Annotated in this window: 22 protein-coding genes; 9 read left to right on the top strand and 13 right to left on the bottom strand. The window is 63.8% G+C overall.

Annotated elements, in window-relative coordinates:
• Nucleotides 1-145: 145 nt before the first annotated feature.
• The 10 genes from AC07NV_RS18300 to coxB all read right to left on the bottom strand — a co-directional run bounded on the left by AC07NV_RS18300 (nucleotide 146) and on the right by coxB (nucleotide 9,068).
• A complete protein-coding gene (locus tag AC07NV_RS18300) occupies nucleotides 146-1,036 on the bottom strand; it encodes a class I SAM-dependent methyltransferase (protein ID WP_495167824.1) in 891 nt (296 codons plus the stop codon).
• Nucleotides 1,029-2,426: a threonine synthase gene (thrC, locus tag AC07NV_RS18295; RefSeq protein ID WP_495167823.1), complete on the bottom strand. Its 1,398-nt coding sequence runs from the start codon at nucleotides 2,424-2,426 to the stop codon at nucleotides 1,029-1,031. Before thrC ends, AC07NV_RS18300 begins: the two co-directional genes overlap by 8 nt.
• 27 nt (nucleotides 2,427-2,453) lie before the next feature.
• Nucleotides 2,454-3,095, bottom strand: a complete 642-nt coding sequence (locus AC07NV_RS18290) for an SURF1 family protein (RefSeq protein ID WP_495167822.1) — start codon at nucleotides 3,093-3,095, stop codon at nucleotides 2,454-2,456.
• Nucleotides 3,088-3,525 carry a DUF983 domain-containing protein gene (locus AC07NV_RS18285; protein WP_495167821.1) on the bottom strand — a complete coding sequence of 146 codons (438 nt, stop codon included), beginning with the start codon at nucleotides 3,523-3,525 and terminating at the stop codon, nucleotides 3,088-3,090. Before AC07NV_RS18285 ends, AC07NV_RS18290 begins: the two co-directional genes overlap by 8 nt.
• Nucleotides 3,485-4,360 carry a cytochrome c oxidase subunit 3 gene (locus AC07NV_RS18280; RefSeq protein ID WP_495167820.1) on the bottom strand — a complete coding sequence of 292 codons (876 nt, stop codon included), beginning with the start codon at nucleotides 4,358-4,360 and terminating at the stop codon, nucleotides 3,485-3,487. Before AC07NV_RS18280 ends, AC07NV_RS18285 begins: the two co-directional genes overlap by 41 nt.
• 80 nt (nucleotides 4,361-4,440) lie before the next feature.
• Complete coding sequence (locus AC07NV_RS18275) at nucleotides 4,441-5,016, bottom strand: cytochrome c oxidase assembly protein (protein ID WP_495167819.1); 576 nt, start codon at nucleotides 5,014-5,016, stop codon at nucleotides 4,441-4,443.
• Complete coding sequence (locus AC07NV_RS18270; RefSeq protein WP_495167818.1) at nucleotides 5,013-5,162, bottom strand: cytochrome c oxidase system small membrane protein; 150 nt, start codon at nucleotides 5,160-5,162, stop codon at nucleotides 5,013-5,015. Before AC07NV_RS18270 ends, AC07NV_RS18275 begins: the two co-directional genes overlap by 4 nt.
• The gene (locus tag AC07NV_RS18265; RefSeq protein ID WP_495167817.1) at nucleotides 5,159-6,070 is read right to left on the bottom strand and encodes a heme o synthase; all 912 of its coding nucleotides are present in this window, start codon (nucleotides 6,068-6,070) and stop codon (nucleotides 5,159-5,161) included. The genes AC07NV_RS18270 and AC07NV_RS18265 overlap by 4 nt, the downstream gene beginning before the upstream one ends.
• 205 nt (nucleotides 6,071-6,275) lie before the next feature.
• Complete coding sequence (gene ctaD / locus AC07NV_RS18260) at nucleotides 6,276-7,949, bottom strand: cytochrome c oxidase subunit I (RefSeq protein ID WP_495167816.1); 1,674 nt, start codon at nucleotides 7,947-7,949, stop codon at nucleotides 6,276-6,278.
• 15 nt (nucleotides 7,950-7,964) lie between these two features.
• Nucleotides 7,965-9,068 carry a cytochrome c oxidase subunit II gene (gene coxB, locus AC07NV_RS18255; protein WP_495167815.1) on the bottom strand — a complete coding sequence of 368 codons (1,104 nt, stop codon included), beginning with the start codon at nucleotides 9,066-9,068 and terminating at the stop codon, nucleotides 7,965-7,967.
• 233 nt (nucleotides 9,069-9,301) lie between these two features.
• On the opposite strand from coxB, the gene pyrE reads away from it, so the two are divergent.
• Genes pyrE through AC07NV_RS18230 form a run of 5 tightly spaced genes read left to right on the top strand, consistent with a single transcriptional unit; the run spans nucleotide 9,302 to nucleotide 13,021 of the window.
• On the top strand, nucleotides 9,302-9,883 hold the full coding sequence (gene pyrE / locus AC07NV_RS18250; protein WP_495167814.1) for an orotate phosphoribosyltransferase: 582 nt from the start codon (nucleotides 9,302-9,304) through the stop codon (nucleotides 9,881-9,883).
• Nucleotides 9,880-10,629 (top strand): pyridoxine 5'-phosphate synthase, encoded by a 750-nt coding sequence (locus tag AC07NV_RS18245; RefSeq protein ID WP_495167813.1) that lies wholly within the window; start codon nucleotides 9,880-9,882, stop codon nucleotides 10,627-10,629. Before pyrE ends, AC07NV_RS18245 begins: the two co-directional genes overlap by 4 nt.
• Nucleotides 10,626-11,027, top strand: a complete 402-nt coding sequence (gene acpS / locus AC07NV_RS18240; RefSeq protein ID WP_495167812.1) for a holo-ACP synthase — start codon at nucleotides 10,626-10,628, stop codon at nucleotides 11,025-11,027. Before AC07NV_RS18245 ends, acpS begins: the two co-directional genes overlap by 4 nt.
• Nucleotides 11,028-11,033: 6 nt before the next feature.
• Nucleotides 11,034-11,888 (top strand): signal peptidase I, encoded by an 855-nt coding sequence (gene lepB / locus AC07NV_RS18235; protein WP_495167811.1) that lies wholly within the window; start codon nucleotides 11,034-11,036, stop codon nucleotides 11,886-11,888.
• An 11-nt stretch (nucleotides 11,889-11,899) separates the two neighbouring features.
• Nucleotides 11,900-13,021 (top strand): AI-2E family transporter, encoded by a 1,122-nt coding sequence (locus AC07NV_RS18230; RefSeq protein ID WP_495167810.1) that lies wholly within the window; start codon nucleotides 11,900-11,902, stop codon nucleotides 13,019-13,021.
• 37 nt (nucleotides 13,022-13,058) lie between these two features.
• On the opposite strand, the gene AC07NV_RS18225 is transcribed toward AC07NV_RS18230, so the two are convergent.
• A complete protein-coding gene (locus AC07NV_RS18225) occupies nucleotides 13,059-13,613 on the bottom strand; it encodes an FKBP-type peptidyl-prolyl cis-trans isomerase (RefSeq protein WP_495167809.1) in 555 nt (184 codons plus the stop codon).
• A 167-nt stretch (nucleotides 13,614-13,780) separates the two neighbouring features.
• On the bottom strand, nucleotides 13,781-13,987 hold the full coding sequence (rpsU, locus tag AC07NV_RS18220; protein WP_037510267.1) for a 30S ribosomal protein S21: 207 nt from the start codon (nucleotides 13,985-13,987) through the stop codon (nucleotides 13,781-13,783).
• A gap of 276 nt (nucleotides 13,988-14,263) precedes the next feature.
• Here rpsU and AC07NV_RS18215 point away from each other — a divergent pair, with 276 nt between their 5' ends.
• The 4 genes from AC07NV_RS18215 (at nucleotide 14,264) to AC07NV_RS18200 (ending at nucleotide 18,098) form a co-directional block, all read left to right on the top strand.
• Nucleotides 14,264-15,031 (top strand): class II aldolase/adducin family protein, encoded by a 768-nt coding sequence (locus AC07NV_RS18215; RefSeq protein WP_495167808.1) that lies wholly within the window; start codon nucleotides 14,264-14,266, stop codon nucleotides 15,029-15,031.
• A gap of 27 nt (nucleotides 15,032-15,058) precedes the next feature.
• Complete coding sequence (locus AC07NV_RS18210) at nucleotides 15,059-15,604, top strand: (2Fe-2S)-binding protein (RefSeq protein WP_495167807.1); 546 nt, start codon at nucleotides 15,059-15,061, stop codon at nucleotides 15,602-15,604.
• A 133-nt stretch (nucleotides 15,605-15,737) separates the two neighbouring features.
• Nucleotides 15,738-16,709, top strand: coding sequence for an RcnB family protein (locus AC07NV_RS18205; protein ID WP_495167806.1), 972 nt, complete (start codon nucleotides 15,738-15,740; stop codon nucleotides 16,707-16,709).
• 117 nt (nucleotides 16,710-16,826) lie between these two features.
• Nucleotides 16,827-18,098 carry a metal-dependent hydrolase family protein gene (locus AC07NV_RS18200; protein ID WP_495167805.1) on the top strand — a complete coding sequence of 424 codons (1,272 nt, stop codon included), beginning with the start codon at nucleotides 16,827-16,829 and terminating at the stop codon, nucleotides 18,096-18,098.
• Nucleotides 18,099-18,102: 4 nt separating this feature from the next.
• On the opposite strand, the gene AC07NV_RS18195 is transcribed toward AC07NV_RS18200, so the two are convergent.
• Entirely contained in the window at nucleotides 18,103-20,742 is a 2,640-nt protein-coding gene (locus AC07NV_RS18195; protein WP_495167804.1) for an EAL domain-containing protein, read from the bottom strand.
• Between the last annotated feature and the right edge of the window lie 37 nt (nucleotides 20,743-20,779).

Below are 20,779 nucleotides of genomic sequence, written 5' to 3'. Positions count from 1 at the left end.
TCTTTTGTGGCGGCATAGCCCGTATGTGAACGTTATCTAAATGGGAACGTTATCATTGTCAACGCATCGACAGTGGCAATTCGATCACAATGTTACAGTTTTGGGGCAGCAAACGTATGCAATATGACGTCGCGAGAATGGCCGGTCAGCGGCTCCAGCGGGCAAAAATGGCAGTCGGGAGCAACAATCCGCGCGCTTCTTCGCGCACCGCCAGCTCCCCGCATTCGACCGTGCCCGGCAGGTCGGCGAAGAGTTGCGCCATTAGCTCGCCGATCGCAAGCGCCGACATACGCACCGCATAAACGGTCAGGAACAGCGCGCGGCTGTCTTCGTCGAGAAGCTGGCGGCAGTCGGCGAGCAGCGGCGCGAGACCTTCCTCGAGTTGCCAGCGCTCGCCACCCGGGCCGCGACCGAATTTGGGCGGGTCGAGCAGGATCGCATCATAGCGGCGCTCGCGCCGGACTTCGCGGGAGGTGAACTTGCCAGCGTCGTCGACGATCCACCGGATCGGCTTGTCCGCCATGTCCGCGAGCGCAGCGTTCTCGCGCGCCTGCCCCACCGACTTTTTCGATGCGTCGACATGCGTCACCGACGCGCCCGCGGCGGCGAGCGCCTGGCTGCCGACGCCGGTGTAACCGAACAGGTTCAGGAAGGCAGGGTCGGCCTTGTCGGCGACACGCTCGCGCAGCCAGTCCCACACCGGCGCCATGTCGGGGAAAAAGCCAAGATGGCGAAACGGCGTGCACTGCGCGGTAAAGCGCGTTTCACGCCATGCCAGCGGCCAGCCTTCGGCGGGCACCGGCTTGTTGTAATACCAGCGGCCACCGCCATCGTCGTCGGACGCGGGGATGAACTCGCCGTCGGCGGCTTCCCATTCGCTTGGCGAGAGCGCGGGCGTCCACATCGCCTGCGGCTCGGGACGGATGAAACGATAGCGACCATAGCGTTCGAGCTTGCGCCCGTTGCCGCTGTCGACCAGACCGTAATCGTCCCACGCTTCGCCGACGAGCGTGACCAGCGGGAGCAGATCAGCCACGCGCTGCTTCCGCGAGGACAAAGGCCTTCACGGCGTCATAATCGCCCGGCAGGCGCGCGTACCGCTCTTCCCGGTCAAAAAGGTTGCCGAGACGTGCGGGAAGCGGCGGACGCACGCCGGTCGCCCGCTCGACCGCTTCGCGGAACTTTGCAGGATGAGCGGTTGCGAGCGTGACGACGGGAATATCGGCGTCGATCTTCAGTGCGCGCGCCGCCGCGAGGCCGACCGCGCTGTGCGGATCGATGATCTGCCCGCCATGCTCCTGCGCCCAGCGCAGCGCGAGCGCCATCGCGTCGCCGTCAATGCTCGCGCTGGAAAACAGCCCGCGCGCGCCCGCAAGCATGTCGGCGGGGATCGTCATCGCGCGCTTCGCGTCGAATTCGCCCATCATGCCGGTGATCGCGGCGCCGTCGCGGCCCGACAGGTCGAAGAGCAGCCGTTCGAAATTGCTGCTGACCTGAATGTCCATGCTGGGCGTCGCGGTCGGCGTCACCGTTCCCGCGCTATAGTCGCCGCTGGTCAGTGCACGGTGGAGGATGTCGTTGACGTTTGTCGCAACGACCAGCTTCGCGATCGGCAGCCCCATCTGCGCCGCGACATAGCCCGCGAACACGTCGCCGAAATTGCCCGTCGGGACGCTGAACGCGATCGGGCGGTCGGGACCACCGAGCCGGACGGCGGCGTAGAAATAATAGACGACCTGCGCCATCAGCCGCGCCCAGTTGATGCTGTTCACCGCCGACAACGTAACCTGACTGCGCGCTTCTTCGTCGCCGAACAGCCGCTTCACCATCGCCTGCGCATCGTCGAAGCTGCCGTCGATTGCGATATTGTGGACGTTCGGTGCCAGCACCGTCGTCATCTGCCGCCGCTGGACGTCGCTGACGCGCCCTTCGGGGTGCAGCATGAAGATCTGGATATGCTCGCGCCCCGCGACCGCCTCAATCGCCGCCGATCCGGTGTCGCCCGAGGTTGCGCCGACGATCGTGATATTTGTGTCGCCGCCGGCAAGGAACTTCTCGAACAGCTCGCCGAGCAATTGCAGCGCGACATCCTTGAACGCCAGCGTCGGGCCGTGGAACAGTTCGAGCAGCCAGTGGCGATGGTCGAGCTGGACGAGCGGGGTCACCGCATCGTGGCTGAAGCGGCCATAGGCGGCGCGGCACAGCTCACGCAGTTCGTCTTCGGTCAGCACACCCTCGACGAAGGGCCGCATGACGCGCACCGCCGTCTCGGCATAGTCGAGGCCCGCAAGCGCGCGAATTTCCTCGACCGGCATCTGCGGCCATTTGGCCGGCAGATACAGGCCGCCGTCGCTGGCGAGGCCCGCAAGCGTTGCGGCACGAAAGTCGAGGGTCGGCGCAGAGCCGCGGGTGCTGATATAGTCCATGACGCAAATGCGCCTAGCGGTGGCGGCTCAAGGCCGCAAGCGGCGACGGACGGCCAATATATAGATGACGAGCGCGGCGGCGGCGAACAGGAACCATTGTCCCGCATAAGCGAGATGATTGTTCGGCGTATTTTCGGCCGACGGCACCGCGCTGGCGCGAAGGCCCGCGACCGGCACGTCGGCAATCAGCATCGCGCGGGCCGGAACGCCTTTGCCCATCGCGCGCTCCATCACCGTCGGTTGTTCGGGGCCAGGGACGATCGTCCCCTGCACCGTGCCGCCCTTCCATGGCGGCGGCGTGAAATCGTCGCCGATGCCGACATCGACCAGCACGCCCGGCCCCTCGGCGCCGGTCCGGCAGTCGGCGATCATGCGGATGCCCGCCGTCCCCTTGCGGTCGGTGCCGCTGCGCGGGTCCCAGCGGACGGGCTCGAGACAGACGACGCTGCTTTTGCGAAAGAGAAAGGCGTCGGGAACAGGCGGCAGTTCGGGATACGTCACCAACGACGACATCGCCGTGTTGCGCTGGAACAGCGCGATCAGCGCTTCCTTCTCGGTCTTGCGCTGGAGCTGCCAGATGCCGAGCGCGATCATCACCGCCACCGCGGCCAATACGAGGAGCGTCGGGATCAGCGGCCAGCGCCGCGCAGGTCTGGTTGTTTCAGTCATGCGTGTCATCCATCTGGCGGCCCTCGGCGGCCTGACGCTGATGCTCGCTTGCCAGCAGGGCCCCCTTGCCGACGCGCAGGCCATAGACAATGCCGGCGGCCGTCAGCGGCACCCAGAGCAAGACGTGCACCCATAGCGGCGGCCGCACCGCCGCATCGAGCGTGAGAGCAAGTGCGATCAGCAGCGCACCGACAATAAGCGTGAGGAAAGCAGCGGGACCATCGCCGACATTGTAGCGGCTGTAGTCGAGCCCGCAGCTATCGCATGCCTCCCGGAACTTCACCGGCCCGTCGAACAATGTCGAAGCCCCGCATTCGGGACAGAGACCAAAAAGGGCAGCGCGCCATATCGGCGGCTGCCCCTTTTGAATGGAATCGCCGGTCGGCAATTTAGTGCGCGGCGACAGGTGCGCCCCAGCCGCCCCAGACATAAACGATGATGAAGAGGAACAGCCACACCACGTCGACGAAATGCCAGTACCAGGCCGCGGCTTCGAAACCGAAGTGCTGGGTGGGGGTGAAGTGGCCCTTGTAGGTGCGGACAAGGCAGACGATCAGGAAGATCGTGCCGACGAGCACGTGGAAACCGTGGAAGCCGGTCGCCATGTAGAAGGCCGAGCTGTAGTTGCTCTGCCCGAAGCCCCACGGCGCGTGCATATATTCATAGGCCTGGATCGTCGAGAAGATCGCGCCAAGGATGATCGTGAGCCACAGGCCCTTTTTCAGCCCTTCGCGGTCGCCGTGGATCAGCGCGTGATGCGCCCAGGTGATCGTCGTGCCCGAGCAGAGCAGGATCAGCGTGTTGAGCAAAGGCAGCGAGAAGGGATCGATGACTTCGATGCCCTTCGGCGGCCACATGGTCATCGCGGCGGCGCCGTCCTGACCGAACAGCGAGGTGACCGCGCCATCGACATATTCAATCGGCACCGGGAAGAGCGAGAAATCGAACCACGCCCAGAACCAGCCGACGAAGAACATGACTTCGGACGCGATGAACAGGATCATGCCATAGCGCAGATGAAGCTGGACGACCGGCGTATGGTCGCCGGCATGTGCTTCGTTGATGACGTCCGACCACCAGCTGAAGAAGGTGGCGATCACGCCCATGAAGCCAAGGCCGAGAACCCATTTGCCGATGCCGCCGAAATGATCGGCATGCATCGCCATGACGAGTCCGAAGAACATCGTGAGTGCAGCGACCGAGCCGATGAGCGGCCAGACGCTGGGGTTTACGAGGTGATAGTCATGATGTTTCGCACCGGACATGGCGTTTTTCCCGTTTTTAGCAGCCCCAGCATGACGATTCCCCATCATCTGCCGGTCTTGTTAGACTCTTGTTCGCGGCCTTAGCTCGCCTTTTTACCCTCGTCTACAGGGTGGAAGGTGTAGCTGAGGGTGATTTCCTGCACGTCGCGCGCATCGGGGTCATCCTTGATCTTGGGATCGACGAAGAACAAGACCGGCATACGCATCTGCTGCCCCGGCTCCAGCCGTTGCTGGGTGAAGCAGAAGCACTGGATCTTGGTAAAATACTTCCCCGCCTGATCGGGCGTGACGTTGAAGCTGGCGGTCCCGACAACCGGGTGTGCCGAATTATTCTCGGCAATGAAGATCGCCATGTCGCGCGCGCCGATGCTGACCGTATCGGTCGGATGCTCGGGATAGAATTTCCACGGCAGGTTTGGTGAGACATTGGCATCGAAGCGGACCGAAATGGTATCGCTCAAGATCTGCGGTTCGGCCGCGGCGGCGACGGGATCATAGCGCTGGGTCGTGCCGCCGAAACCGGTGACGCGGCAGAAGAGATCATAGAGCGGCACCGCCGCGAAGCCGAGGCCGGTCATCGCGAGCGCCATCAAGGCAGCGAGGCTTGCGGTCTTCGCGTTCGGCGACATGCGCCCGATCACCGGAAAGGACGTCATGAGAAAATCTGCATCTTTGCGATGGTGATGAAGAAAAACAGGATCGCAAGTGCGCCCAGCATCCACGCCATCATATTCGCACGGCTGCGCTGGCGGCGGCGATATTCCGCCTCATCGAAAGGCTCGAGATTCGGTTCTTCGGTCATAATGGCCACCAATGGTCGGCGACGACAGCGCCGAACAGAATGAAAAGATAGGCGATCGAATAGGCGAACAGGCGCTTTTCTGGCTGCATCAGATCGCCCTCGCCCGTCGTGCGCGTGCCGACCTGGACCGACAGCGCGACAAACAGTGCCGACAGGATCACCGCGGTCCAGCCATAGAGTGCCCCGGTGTAACCGAGCGGCCAAGGGGCGATCGCGGCCACGGCCATGATCAACGCATAAAAGAGGATCTGCCGCCGCGTCGACTTCTCGCCCGCGACAACGGGCATCATCGGGATACCTGCGGCGGCGTAATCCGAGCGTACGAACAGCGCGAGCGCCCAGAAATGCGGCGGCGTCCACAGGAAGATCAGCAGGAACAGCAACACCGGCAGCGGCGCGATCGAACCCGTCGCAGCGACCCAGCCGATCAGCGGCGGAAAGGCCCCGGCGGCGCCGCCGATAACAATATTCTGCGGCGTCCGCGGTTTCAGCCACATCGTATAGACGAAGACGTAGAAGAGAATCGAGACGGCGAGCAGCAATGTCGCCTGCCAGTTCGACGCGAACAGCATCAGGAACAGCGAAAAGGCCGCAAGGCCGACGCCGAACTGCAGCGCGGTCTGCGGATCGAGACGCCCGGCGGGAAGCGGCCGGCCGGCGGTCCGCTTCATCTTGGCATCGAGGCCCGCCTCATACCATTGGTTAAGCGCGCCCGAGGCGCCTGCCCCCAGCGCGATCGCGAGGATCGACGAAAAAGCGAGAACGGGATGCACGCTGCCCGGCGCGGCAAGCAGCCCGCATAGCGCAGTGAACACCACCAGCGACATGACGCGCGGCTTGGTCAGCGCGAACAGGTCGCGCCAGTCGGCGGGTAGTGCCGTTTCGCCGTGGGTCAGGCTCTGCGCCATCTTCACTCCAATAAATCCCTAACCTGCATCGTCATGCTGAACTTGTTTCAGCATCCATGGTCTACCCTCTCCACTGGCGTTGCGCCGAAGGAAAGGGATGGGCCATGGATGCTGAAACAAGTTCAGCATGACGAAGGAAAGACGCGGATATTGCATTCTTTCCCGTGTTCCCCTCCGCCGCGCCGCGCCGGAGGGGCGATACCGATCAGGCGATACGCGGCAGTTCGTTGAACTGGTGGAACGGCGGCGGGCTCGACAGCGTCCATTCGAGCGTCGTCGCACCTTCGCCCCACGGATTGTCGGCGGCCTTCTTGCCCGCGAACAACGAGTAGCCGATGTTCAGGAAGAAGAAGAGCATGCCGACGCCCATGATCACATAGCCGTAGGACGAGATCAGGTGCCAATGCGCATAGGCTTCCGCGTAGTCGGGATAACGGCGCGGCATGCCCTGCTGGCCCAGGAAATGCTGGGGGAAGAACATCACGTTCACGCCGATGAAGAAGATCCAGAAGTGCAGCTGGCCGAGCGCCTCGCTGTACATCCGGCCCGACATCTTCGGGAACCAGTAATAGAAGCCGGCGAAGAGCGAGAAGACCGCACCCAGCGACAGCACATAGTGGAAATGCGCAACAACATAATAAGTGTCGTGCAGGTTGGTGTCGACGCCGCCATTGGCAAGCACAACGCCGGTCACACCGCCGACGGTGAACATGAAGATGAAGCCGAGCGACCACATCATCGGCGTCTTGAACGTCATCGAGCCGCCCCACATGGTGGCGATCCAGCTGAAGATCTTGATGCCCGTGGGGACCGCGATGACCATCGTCGCGGCGGTGAAGTACATCTTGAGGTTCACGCTCATGCCGACCGTGAACATATGGTGTGCCCACACGATGAAGCCCACGACGCCGATCGCGACCATGGCATAAGCCATGCCGAGATAACCGAACACGGGCTTTTTGCTGAAGGTCGAGATGATCTGGCTGACGATGCCGAAGCCCGGCAGAATCATGATGTACACTTCGGGGTGACCGAAGAACCAGAAGAGATGCTGATAGAGGACGGGGTCGCCGCCGCCGGCCGCATCGTAGAAGGTGGTGCCGAAGTTACGATCGGTCAGCAGCATGGTGATGGCAGCGGCCAGAACCGGCAGCGCGAGCAGCAGCAGGAAGGCGGTGACGAGCACCGACCATACGAACAGCGGCATCTTGTGCAGGGTCATGCCCGGCGCACGCATGTTGAAAATGGTGGTGATGAAGTTGATCGCACCGAGGATCGACGCCGCGCCGGCGAGGTGAAGCGAGAAGATCGCCATGTCGACCGCAGGTCCGACCGACCCGCTGGTCGACAGCGGCGCATAGACGGTCCAGCCGGTGCCGGCGCCATTGCCACTGCCCCCGGGCACGAACAACGACCCCATCAGCATGACGAAAGCGACGGCGGTGAGCCAGAAGCTGACGTTGTTCATGCGCGGGAATGCCATGTCGGGCGCGCCGATCATCAGCGGGACGAACCAGTTGCCGAAGCCGCCGATCATCGCAGGCATGACCATGAAGAAGACCATGATCAGGCCGTGCGCCGTGATCATCACGTTCCAGAAATGCTTGGCCGCGGTAAGGTCCTGCGCGCCGCCGAGGGCCTGCGCCCAAGTGCCCAGATACTGGATGCCGGGATGCGCGAGTTCGAGGCGCATCAGGCCGGACAAACCGCCCCCGATGATGCCGGCGATGATCGCGAAAATCAGATAGAGGGTGCCGATGTCCTTGTGGTTCGTCGACATGAACCAGCGGACGAAAAAGCCCGGCGTGTCGTGATCATGGTCGTCATGCGCATGATCGGCATGGCCATGGGCAGGTGCAGTTGCAGCAATATCGGTCATCTGTCGGACCCCTTGTTATTTCTTGGCGGCCGGAGCGGCGGCGGGCGCCGCTGCCGGTGCAGCTTCGGTCGTGACGGCGGCCGGCGTTGCGGCAGGCGCCGCAGCCGGAGCGGCGGCAGCGGGCGCCGGTGCGGCAGCGGCGGGAGCCGCAGCTACCGGGCCCTTGGGGTTGCCGCCCTTCGAGCGGACCCATGCTTCCCACTTGTCGACCGGGAGCACTTCGACGGCGATCGGCATATAGCCGTGATCGACACCGCAGAGTTCGGAGCACTGGCCGTAGTAGACGCCGACCTTGTTCGCGGTGAACGTCGTTTCGTTGGCACGGCCGGGGACCGCGTCCATCTTGGTCCAGAAGGCGGGGACCGCAAAGCTGTGGATCACGTCGGCACCGGTGATGATCAGCTTTACCTGACGGCCGACGGGAACGACCATGCGGTTGTCGACGGCGAGGTGATAGGGCTCGCCCGCGGCGATCGCCTTGTCTTCGGGCAGGATCTTCGAGACATATTCGCCGATGCCCTGATCGGGATAGGCATAGCCCCAATACCACTGATAGCCTGTGACCTTGATCGTCAGCGCGTCCTTCGACGGCGGCTCATACTGCTGGGCCAGAAGCCGGATCGACGGCACCGCGATCACCGCGAGGATCAGGACCGGAATAGCGGTCCAGATGATTTCGATGAAGGTGTTATGCGTCGTCTTCGACGGCACCGGGTTCGCCTTGGCGCGAAAACGGAACATCACCCAGAGCAAAAGACCGAGCACGAGCAGCGTGATGAAGGTGATCACCGGGAGCAGGATGACGTGGTTGAACCAGTAAGCCTGCTCGCCGACCGGGCTGACCTGCGGCTGAAAATCGATGCCTGCGTCGACCGGCTGGCCGACCCCGGGGGTCGGCTTCATCGGGACGTAGGTGGCATCGCCAGCCGGAACGACGGCGGGTGTCGCCACCGGGGCCGCTGCCTTGGCAGCCGGATCCGAAGCGACCGGAGCCGGATTCGCCGGAGCCGTCGCAGCGGGCGCTTCGGCCGGAGCCGCGGCGGGTGTCTGCGCATGCGCGGCGCCCACCGCGCCCAGCGACAAAGCCGCCGCAATTACAAGGGTTTTCAAGCTCTTCATAAGGATAGTGCCGCCCGTTGCCTGTTGTTCTTATTGATGCCCCTTCCCCTCTGCTGCAGCCGCCGGACACACGTCGCGGCAGCCGGCCGAGGGGCTGAAACTCGCGGGCGCTATAGACCCGCTTGCCGCTTGCCTCAAGCATCTCTAACACTATTTTGCGGCTGGATAATCTTCGCCGCCAAAACCCGGTCGCCCATGACGGACGACGCACTGGACAAAAGAACAATTCTCCCATGACCGATGATGAAATTCTGGCCGAATTCCGTGCCGCCGACGCCTTGCTACATGGGCACTTCCTGCTGTCCTCGGGGCGGCATAGCGAATATTATCTGCAGTGCGCGCGCGTGCTGATGGACACAGAGCGCGCCGGACGGCTCGCCGTCGCCCTCGCCACCAAGCTGCCGCGCGACCTGAAACAGGCGATCGATATCGTCGTTTCGCCCGCAATGGGCGGCGTCATCATCGGGCATGAAATGGGACGCGCGCTCGGCAAGCCGGCAATTTTCGTCGAACGGCCGACCGGCACCTTCGAACTGCGCCGCGGCTTTACGATCGAACCCGGTGCCAAAGTATTGATGGTCGAGGATGTCGTGACCACCGGCCTGTCGTCACGCGAAGCCATGGCGTGCGTGCAGGCGGCGGGCGGCGAAGTCATCGCCGAGGCCGCGCTGGTCGACCGCTCGGCGGGCCATGTCGACCTCGGGGTGCCTTTCTATCCGCTCGTTGCGATCAATTTTCCGACCTATGCCGAAGACGAGCTGCCGCCCGAACTCGCGGGGACCAAAGCGATCAAGCCGGGGAGCCGCGCGAATTGAGCCCGACGCAGCCCGGCCGCCTTCGCCTCGGCGTCAACATCGACCATGTCGCGACGATCCGCAACGCGCGCGGGGGCGAGCATCCCGACCCGGTGCGTGCGGCGGAAATCGTCGCAGCGGTCGGGGGCGACGGCATCACCGCGCATCTGCGCGAGGACCGGCGCCATATCCGCGACGACGATCTTGCGCGAATCCAGGCGGCGACCGACCTGCCGCTGAATCTCGAAATGGCGGCGACCGACGAGATGCTCGAGATCGCGCTGCGCCATATGCCGCATGCGGCGTGCATCGTCCCCGAAAAGCGCGAAGAGCGCACGACCGAAGGCGGACTCGACGCTGCGGGGCAACACAACCACCTCGCCCCGATCGTCGCGCGGCTGAACGACGCCGGCATCCGCGTCAGCCTGTTCATCGAACCCGATCCGCGGCAGATCGAGGCGGCAATGCGCCTGCGCGCGCCGGTCGTCGAATTTCACACCGGCCGCTATGCGCATGTCGAGGGCTTGGAACGTGCCGTGGAACTGCGCCGCCTCGCCGACGCCGCCGCCCTCGCGTGGAAGAATGGCATCGAGCCGCACGCGGGCCACGGCCTGACATATGAGAATGTCGTTCCGGTCGCCGCGATCCCGCAGCTCGCCGAACTCAACATCGGCCATTATCTGATCGGCGAAGCGATTTTCACCGGTCTCGATCCCGCCGTGCGCCGGATGCGCACGCTGATGGATGAGGCGCGGGGCGCGCTGTGATCATCGGCCTCGGCTCCGACCTCTGCAATATCGAGCGTATCCAGAATTCGCTCGAGCGGTTTGGCGAGCGGTTCGAAAATCGCGTGTTTACCGATATCGAGCGCGCGAAGGCAGCGCGGCGCCCCTTCACCCGCGCCGGCACTTACGCCAAGCGCTTCGCGGCGAAGGAAGCCTTCTCGAAAGCCGTCGGTACCGGATTCAAGCGCGGCGTCTTCATGAAGGACATCGGCGTCGTTAACGCCCCCTCGGGCGCGCCAACGCTGGCCCTGACCGGCGGCGCCGCCGAGCGGCTCGCGCAGATGATCCCGGCGGGCCACACCGCACATATCCACTTGACGCTGACCGACGACCATCCCTGGGCGCAGGCCTTCGTCATCATCGAAGCAATCAAGGACTAACCGGAAATGGCCAAAAACGGTTCGCGAAACGGGGCAAAGGATGAAGGCGGCTGGGGCAAGCTGATCCGCGATATCGTGGTCATCCTGCTTTTGGTGCTCGGTATCCACAGCTGCGTCGCCAAGCCCTTCTATATCCCCTCCGATTCGATGATGCCGGTGCTGCGCAACGGCGACCGGCTGATCGTCAGCAAATATCCCTATGGCTGGTCTTACGCCTCGGTCAGCTTTCACCTCGCGCCCAAGAAGGGCGGCCGTTTCTTCGGTAAATTGCCCGAACGCGGCGATATCGTAGTGCTCGAGCATCCCGTGTCGCGGATCGATTATATCAAGCGCGTGATCGGGCTGCCCGGCGACACCATCGAACTACGCAACGGCGAGCTCAGCATCAACGGCAAGCCGGTGAAGCGCGAAGTTCAGCCGATGATGTCGATCCCGGTCGATCCCAATTTGCCCGGCCCCGACAGCAGCCTGCACCGCTTCGTCACCCGCGGCGCCGACGGGCGCGCGGCGCTCGAAGTGCCGATTGTCCGTGAAACGCTCCCCGGCGGCGCAACCTTCGACACGATCGACATGGGCCCGGGCTATACCACCGACGATTATGGCCCGATCACCGTGCCCGCCGACCATCTGTTCCTGATGGGCGACAACCGCGACGGCAGCGCCGACAGCCGTGTCAGCACGATGCAAAAGGGCCTCGGCGGTCCCGTCCCCTTCGACGCGATTGCCGGACGCGCCGAGATCATCAGTTTTTCGACCGACGGAACGGCCGAATGGTACAACCCGTTGAGCTGGTTCAACGCCTTGCGATCGGGCCGTGCAGGAACCGACCTGCGGCCCGAACGCGACACCAAAATTAAATAGGGAATAAAGGCATGGCGGCGACGACCACGACAAGGAAAACCACCGGAACGCGCGCCGCAAAGCCCGCCGATGGGCACACCGAAGCCCCCGGCCCCACCGAAATCCGCAGCCAGCTCGTCCGCACCGAGTTGTTGAAAGCGGGCGTCTGGCTTGGCCTCGCGCTGCTGATCGGCGTGTGCATCATCCTCGTCCAGCCGATCCTGCTGATCTTCGCCGGCATCGTCATGGCCTCCATGCTCGACGGCGGAACGCGCCTGCTCGGCCGTGTGTTGCCGATCGCGCGCGCTTGGCGGCTCCTGATCGTCTGCCTGTCGCTGCTGGCCTTCCTCGTCTGGACGGTGATGTTCGCGGGTTCGCAAATCGCCGATCAGGCCGCAACGCTGCAAACGGTCGTCATGGGGCAGGTCGAGCGCATCGCCGCATGGGCCAGCGAACATGGCATGGGCAATCTGCAGCTCGATACGAAAACGATCACCGACAATCTCGCTGGCACATTCGGGCGCGTCACGGCCGCCGTGGGCACGGTCCTCGGCGGGCTGACCAGCCTGATCATGGTCCTTGTTCTAGGCATCTTCATCGCGATCGAACCGCGGCTCTATGAGCGCGGCGTCGCATGGATGCTGCCGATGAAGAGCCGCGAGAATTTCTACATCACCACCGCGCGCATGGGCTTCACACTGCGCCGCCTGATGGCGGGCCGCCTGCTCGGCATGCTGGTCGAAGGCATCGGTACCTGGCTTGCCTGCCTCGTCGTAGGTATCCCGATGGCGGCGCTGATGGGCCTCCTCACCGGCTTGCTCGCGTTCATCCCCAATATCGGCGCGATTGTCTCGGGCGTACTCCTCGTGCTCGTCGGCTTTTCGGCCGGAACCGACACCGGCCTTTGGGCGATCGCAATCTACTTCATCGTCCAGACAGTCGACGGTTACCTGATCGTTCCGATGGTCGCAAAAAAGACCGTCGACCTCGCCCCCGCGCTCGTCCTCGGCGCGCAGATCCTGTTCGGCGCGCTGCTTGGGCTCATGGGGCTGTTCCTCGCCGACCCGATCGTCGCGATGATCAAGGTCGCGCTGGAGCGCGAAGCCGAACGGAACGCTGGAACCGCCAAAACGAAAACGGCGGCGGACATCTGAGCCCGCCGCCGTTTCGGTTCTTCTCTGGTCGCCAGCTTTACGGCTGCGGTGCGCCCGGGGGAGGACCTACCGGACCACCCGGAGCGCCGCCGGGCGCGCCCTGCATCATCTGTTGCTGCTGCATCATCTGCTGCTGTTGCTGCATCTGCTGTTGCATCGCGCGAACCTCGGCCTCCGAGCGGAAGTCGAGCAAGGTCACGTCAAAATGGAGCGTGCTGCCCGCCGGGATCGGACCTGTGGCGCGGTCGCCATAGCCAAGCTGCGCAGGGATGGTGATCTTGTATTCGCCACCCTTTTTCATGCGGGTCAGTGCTTCGGAAAAGCCCGGAACGACCCCTGCAACCTGCATCGGCGCCTGTTCATTGGCGTCGAAGACGGTGCCGTCGTCGAGCTTGCCTTCATATTTGACCAGCACGACGTCTGCCTTGGTCGGGCTGAGACCGGTGCCTTCCTTGACGACTTCGAAGGTGATGCGCGGGGTCATATGCCATGCGAAGGCTGCGCCCGCAACGAGTAGTGCCGCGAGGCCGAACCACATCAGCCACAGGCCGCCCTTGTTCACCGGACGCAATGGAACCGTCGTCACGCTCATTTGGCTGATCCTTCGAATGCCCCGGCCGGGGCGAAAATATTGGCGAGGCCTATAGGCGGAGCAGAGCGGGCCGGTCCAGAGGCAATTATGCGTGCGCGCATAACGAAAAAGGGCGCTGCGTTGCCGCAGCGCCCTTTTCACGATCGGATCCCGAACGGGAGACGGTCTTACTTGATACCGTCGCGTTCCATCCGCTTGCGCTCCATCTTGCGGGCGCGGCGGACGGCAGCAGCGTGCTCACGCGCGCGCTTTTCGCTGGGCTTCTCGTAATGACGGCGCAGCTTCATTTCGCGATACACGCCCTCACGCTGCAGCTTCTTCTTGAGCGCGCGAAGGGCCTGGTCGACATTATTGTCGCGAACGATGATCTGCATACGCCGTGTCGTCTCCGGTTCGTCCAACGATCAACGGCCACCGGATATCCGGTCCGCCATAAATCGCCGATATGAGGGCAATAAAAGAAGCGCCGCGAAGCCGCGACCTTCCGATGGCTGGGCCACTAAAAGGATTCGCGGCGAAATGCAAGCCCCTGCGCGGTAAACCGGGCTTGTCGCGCTATCGAACCGCCCTGCCCGCTCGGGATTGTGCCGCGCCCTATCCTTATGGCATAGGTAGCAGGACGAAACTAACATCATAATGAGGGACAGGCCATGGCGACCCAGCTCAAGCGCAACAGCAAATATAGCGAAGCCGAATGGACGGCGCGGCAGGAGCTTGCCGCCTGCTACCGCATTTTCGCGATGATGGGCTGGGACGAGATGATCTTCAACCATATCACAGTGAAGCTGGACGATCAGGAAGGCGCCTTCCTGATCAACCCCTATGGCATGCATTTCAGCGAAGTGACGGCATCGAGCCTGATCAAGATCGACATCGACGGCAACAAGCTGGACGAGGATAATCCGTGGCACGTCAACAAGGCGGGGTTCGTCCAGCACAGCCTGTTCCACCGTGTCCTGCCCGACGCGCATGCGATCATCCACACCCACACCACCGCGACGATGGCGGTGTGCGGGCTCGAGGGCGGATTGCAGCCGACCAACTTCTACGCCTGCAACTTCATGGGCCAGCTCGCCTATCATGATTTCGAGGGCATCACGGTGCGCGAGGAAGAGGGCACGCGGCTCGTCGAACATCTGGGCGACAAGCGCATCCTGATGCTGCGCAACCACGGCCCCGTCGTGATGGGCAAATCGCTGTCCGACGCCTTCATCAAATATTGGGCACTGCAACGCGCGTGCGAAATCCAGCTCGCGACGATGAGCATGGGCAAGCCGATCCTGATCAGCGACGATGTCGTCAAGGTCCATCAGCGCGACCTTTATCTGGCGCAGATTCCAGGTCGTCAGTCGGGCAAGGCCGAATTCGACGCGATGGTGCGCAAGGTCGACAAGATCGACACGAGCTGGCGTGACTAATCCGGCGAGTCGGCTACAGCTCACCGCATGACACGATTCTCGGTCAACGACCGCCCGGTCGAATATCGCATGGAGCCCGAAACGCCCCTGCTTTGGGCGCTGCGCGACGCGTCGAACCTGACGGGCACCAAATATGGCTGTGGCACCGGTGAGTGCGGCGCGTGCACCGTCGATATCGACGGCGAGGCGATTCGCAGCTGTATGGTTACGATTGCCGAGTGCGAGGGCCGCTTCGTCACGACGATCGAGGGGCTGTCGCGCGACCGCAGCCATGCGGTGCAACAGGCGTGGGTCGCCGAACAGGTTCCCCAATGCGGCTTCTGTCAATCGGGGATGATCATGGCGGCCGCCGCGCTGCTGCGAACGAACAGCAATCCGAGCGACACCGAAATCGACGCGGCGATGACCAATATCTGCCGCTGCGGCACCTATCCGCGCATCCGGACCGCGATCCGTCTGGCCGGGCGCGTGCTGCGCGGCGAGGAGCGCATCGCTGCCGCGCCTCCGCCGGGGATCCGCCCCGAGGACGCCGCGCACGCCGTCCCTGCCCTCCGCCTGCCCCCCGGCACCTGAACAGCCCCGTTCATCTAGCTGAACCGCAGGCAACAGCGCGGTCAGCCATCGATCATCTTGCCAATGGTAAGAATCGATTCATCATCCCGGCTGGTGTCTCCAGCAAACGGGACATGAGTTGGAGAATGGCGAGATGAAGAAGATGTTCGGAGGGTTGCTGATCGCTGCAACGATCCTGACCCCCATCGCCCCGGCAGCCGCACAGGCGTCGGGCGAGCGGGTGCAGATCGCGCAGCGCGGCGACCGGGGAGACCGCGGACCGCGCGGCCCCGAAGTCCGGCGCGGCGGCAATTGGGGTGGTCAGGCCCGCCCCGAACGCCAGCAGAGCCAGCAGCCGCAGGGCGAGCGCCAGCAGCGCAGCGACGTGCGCCAGCAACAATGGCAGCAACGCGGCAATGATCCGCAGCGCGAAGCGCAGCGCCAGCAATGGCAGCAGCAGCGTGAGCAACGCGGCAACGACCAGCAGCGGGAAGCCCAGCGTCAGCGGTGGCAACAGCGTGGCAACGATCAGCAACGCCAGCAATGGCAGCAGCGACAGGCCGAGCAACGCCAGCGCGGCGACAATGCCGATCGCAATCGCGACGGCCGCGTCGATCGCCAGTGGGATCGTAACCGTAATGGCCAGGTCGATCGGCAATGGGATCGCAACCGCGATGGCCAGATCGATCGCCGGAACGACAATAACCGGCGCTATGATCGCAACGACAACCGGCGTTACGATCGCAACGACGACAACCGCTATGACCGGAACCGTAACGGATATGATGACCGACGCTATCGCGACGGCCGCAACGACCGCTGGAACCGCGACTGGCGCAGTGACCGTCGCTACGACTGGCGCAGCTATCGCAACCAGAACCGCAACCACTACCGGATGCCGCGCTATTACAACCCATATCGTGGTTATGGATATACGCGGTTCAACATCGGCTTCAGCCTGAGCTCGCTGTTCTACAGCTCGCGATACTGGATCAACGACCCCGGCTATTACCGCCTGCCACCCGCCTATGGAGGCACGCGCTGGATCCGCTATTATGACGATGCGCTTCTGGTCGACACCTACTCGGGCGAAGTGATCGACGTGATCTACGATTTCTTCTGGTAATTCCTTTCGGTTACCTGAGGACAAACTGAGGGGTCGGCTCGTCCGGCCCCTCTTTTTATGCGCTTGCCCTCCCCCGCCCGTCGCGCCACGGTAGCGGAATCAAACAGGGGAGACTTCATGCGTAAATTGGGAATGGTCGCGGCCGCGACGCTCGCGCTGCTCGGCACGACGGCATATGCAAAAACCACCATCGTCTATGCAGGCCGCGTTATCACCGACGCCTCCAAACCGGCGCAAGGCCCCTCGACGATCACCATTACCGACGACCGGATCACCTCGATCGCCCCCGGCCGCACCGAAGCGCCCGCAGGCGCCGAAATCGTCGATCTCGGCGACAAGACTTTGCTCCCCGGCCTCATCGACCTGCACGTCCACCTCACCGGCGACCCCGGCGACGATTATCGCGCCGCTGCGGTCGATCCCACCGAATGGGGTGTCGTCGTCGGCGCGAAGAACGCCGGCATCACACTGCGCGCGGGCTTCACCACGGTGCGCGAGGCGGGCTCGGCGCAATATACCGCATTTTCGCTCCGCCGAGGCACCGCGAACGGCTTTATCGAGGGGCCGCGCATCATTGCTGCCGGCCCTGCGCTGTCGATCATCGGCGGGCACGGCGACGTGACGGGCTTTCGCGAGGACATTCATGCCGTCCTCGATGAAGGCTATACCTGCACTGGCGCGGTCGAGTGCGCCGAAAAGGTCCGCAAGGCCTCGCGCGCCGGCGCCGACGTCATCAAGATCACCGCGACCGGCGGCGTGTTGTCGCAGCAGGCGCGCGGGCTAGAGGGCCATTTCACCAGCCCCGAACTACAGAGCATCGCCGATACAGCCCATTCGCTGGGCCTGAAGGTGATGGCGCATGCGCATGGCGCCGGCGGGATCAAATCCTCCGCTGCGGCCGGCATCGACAGCATCGAGCACGGGACTTTCGCCGACGACGCGACGCTGCAGGTCATGAAGGCCAAGGGCACCTATCTCGTCCCGACGCTGATGGCGTTCGAGGGCATCCGCGAGCGGCTCGGCAAGGGCATCTACACCCCCACGGTCGAGAACAAGGTGCGCATGACGCTTGGCGACGTCGGCAAGGCCGTGACGCGCGCCAAGGCACTCGGGGTTCCGATCGCCTTCGGTACCGACGCCGGTGTGTTCGAGCATGGCCGCAACGGCGGCGAGTTCGCGCTGCTCGTCAAATATGGCCTGACCCCGCGCGAGGCGCTGGCGAGCGCGACGACGGTCGCCGCGAAGCTGCTGTCGCTCGAAAATGAAATCGGCCGGATCGCGCCGGGCATGTCTGCCGACATGATCGCGGTCAGTGGCGACCCGCTCAGCGACGTCACCTTGCTTGAAAAGGTCGACTGGGTGATGGCACGTGGGCGCATCGCCCACTGACCCGTCAGGCGGCGCGGCGGATCCGTCCCCGCGTCGGCCCGGCTGCCTTCGGGCCGATGAGATCTTCGATATCGACCGCGACGGCGAACTGGACGCCGACGCGGTTGCCGGCCGACCAGCGTGCCTCGGCAGCGAGCGACTGATCGGGCCCGAATTCGAGCGTCAGCGGGGTTCCGGGCGGAACATTCCATAGCCCTTCGATCAGCGCGCCGCGGGGCGACATGTTGCGGACGATCGCTTCATACTGGTAGCCATCGCTGTCGACCTGGATCGTGCGGAACGTCGTCAGGCGTGGTTCGCGCGCGCTCTTGTAACCGCGTGCCTCCGCCCGTCCCCCGCCCTCGCGGAGCAACGCCAGCACCTCGACGAGGTCCATCGGCTTGCCATAGATATAGCCTTGGACATGACTGCACCCAAGCCCGCGGATCAGCGCGAGGTCGTCGTGCGTCTCGACTCCCTCCGCGGTGGTTTCCATGTTGAGCGCAGTGGCCAGACCGACGATCGACGAGATGATCGCCGCGTTCATGCTGCTCGGGTCGGCGGCGCCAAGAACGAAGCTCTGGTCGATCTTGATCTTGTCGAACGGCGCTTTCTTCAGATAGCCGAGCGCCGAATAGCCGGTGCCGAAATCGTCGAGTGCGAGGCGAATGCCGGTGCGTTTCAGCCTCTGGAACATCGCGAGATTTTCGGAGCTTTCGTCGAGGAACACCCCCTCGGTAATCTCGAGCTCCAGCTGCTCGGGACGGATCCCCGCCGCCGATACCGCACTCATGATCGTCGCCGGCAGCTTTTCATTCGCGAACTGGCGCGGCGAAACATTGACCGCGACGCGGTATCCGGGGCCGAGGTGCGCGATTGTCGCGCAGGCGGTACGGATGATCCACTCGCCGATCGGCACGATCAGGTTCGACTCCTCGGCAATCGGGATGAATTTCGAAGGGCTGATCAACCCTTCGGTTGCATGATGCCAGCGGATCAGTGCCTCGAACCCCGATATCCGCTCGCTACCGACGTCGACGATCGGCTGATATACCAGCCGCAATTCATCCTTCGCCAGCGCATCGCGCAGTGCATCCTCGATCGCTTTGCGCTCGCTCGCCTGATTGTGCATCGCGTCGGCATAGAAACGGTAAACGCCGCGCCCCGCGTCCTTTGCTGCATAGAGCGCGAGGTCGGCGTTGCGGACGAGCGCCGACGCGGTCACGCCCGGCCCCTCCGATACCGCGATGCCCAGCGACGATCCGACGCGCACCTGCTCGCCCTCGATGGAAAAGGGCTTGGCGAGGCTGAGAATGATCGCATTGGCAATACCCGCCAGCTTTTCGGGTTGGCTGATCTGCGGCACGACGATCTGGAACTCGTCGCCGCCAAGCCGGCCGACCTGTCCCTTGTCGCCGACGATCTGCGTCAGCCGTCCCGCGACCTGCTGCAACAGCTGATCACCGACCGGATGGCCCAGCGTGTCGTTCACCGCCTTGAACCGGTCGAGGTCCATCAGCAACAGCGCACAGGACTGCGGCTGGCCGCTATGACTCTTGAGCGCGCGTTCGAGCAGATCGGTGATGTGCCGCCGGTTCGCAAGGCCGGTAAGCGTATCGTAGCGGGCAAGCTGGTTGATCTCGCGCTCCGACCGTTTCTTGTCGGTGAGGTCGGTGCCGCTGCCGCGGAAACCTTGAAAATTGCCCAGCTCGTTGCTGATCGGATGGCCGGAGATCGACCACCAGCGCTCTTCGCTCGCCACCGCGGCCTGCACCGTCAGTTCCTTGAACGGGGTACGCGATGACAGGCTGAAACCCAACGTGCGCTCTTCGCTCTCGTCGTTGCCGATCCGCTTGCGGATGATGTCGGTAAAGGGATGACCGAGCAGGTCGGAAAGCGGGCGCTCCAGCCGCGCCGCGACGGTCGGCGAGATATAGACCAGCCGGCCATTGCGATCGGTTTCCCAGAACCAGCCGCGGCCAGCGCGCTCGAAATCGCGCATCAGGTTCAGCGCGCGCTGCTGATCGCTGACGCTCAGCCGCGCAGCCCGCGTCGCGCGGCGCTGGTGGCGGATATCCTCGCGCATCATCACGATCAGCAGGCCGAGAAAGATGACCCCCGCAACGGCGAACGGCCACGATGCCACGCCAATCGCCCCTCCCAGCGCAGTCGCCCCTGCGAACGCGAAGAAAGCAGGACGGACGACCGCAACTGCCGACGCTCCGACAAGCAGCGAACCAATGTGAATAGCGGCAAAGGCGTCGAAATGGGAGCTGCCGTCACGGATCGCGACCGTGTCGAACATCCCCGCTGCGTTGAGCAACGTACCGAGCGCGATCAGCGCCATGCACAGCATCGCCATAGCCCGTACGCGCTCATGCGTGATCGGCCGGGGTTTGCGCATCGCCTGCCCGATCACGGTCAGCACGACATCGCACGACAGACCCGCCACCATCACCAGCCAGTGCGAAAGATGATCGAAGAATCCGGCAACGCCGGGCAGGAAGGCAAAGGCCAGGAACGCAAGGGCGCGGCCGATCAGCACATAGTGCCACAGCTTTGCCACGCGCATCAGATGCGTGACAAATTCCGGCGAATCGAACAGCGATTCGTCGGATGACAATTCGCTGGCCGCAGGCCGGATGATGCTACGCCGTACCCCCAATTTCCCAATATTCCTGCCGACTGGTCCCACCCGGTTC

Source organism: Sphingopyxis sp. GW821-FHT10B01 (genome assembly GCF_059415685.1).
The sequence above is the reverse complement of the archived record's forward strand: the minus strand, read 5'-3'. Positions and strand labels throughout refer to the sequence as shown.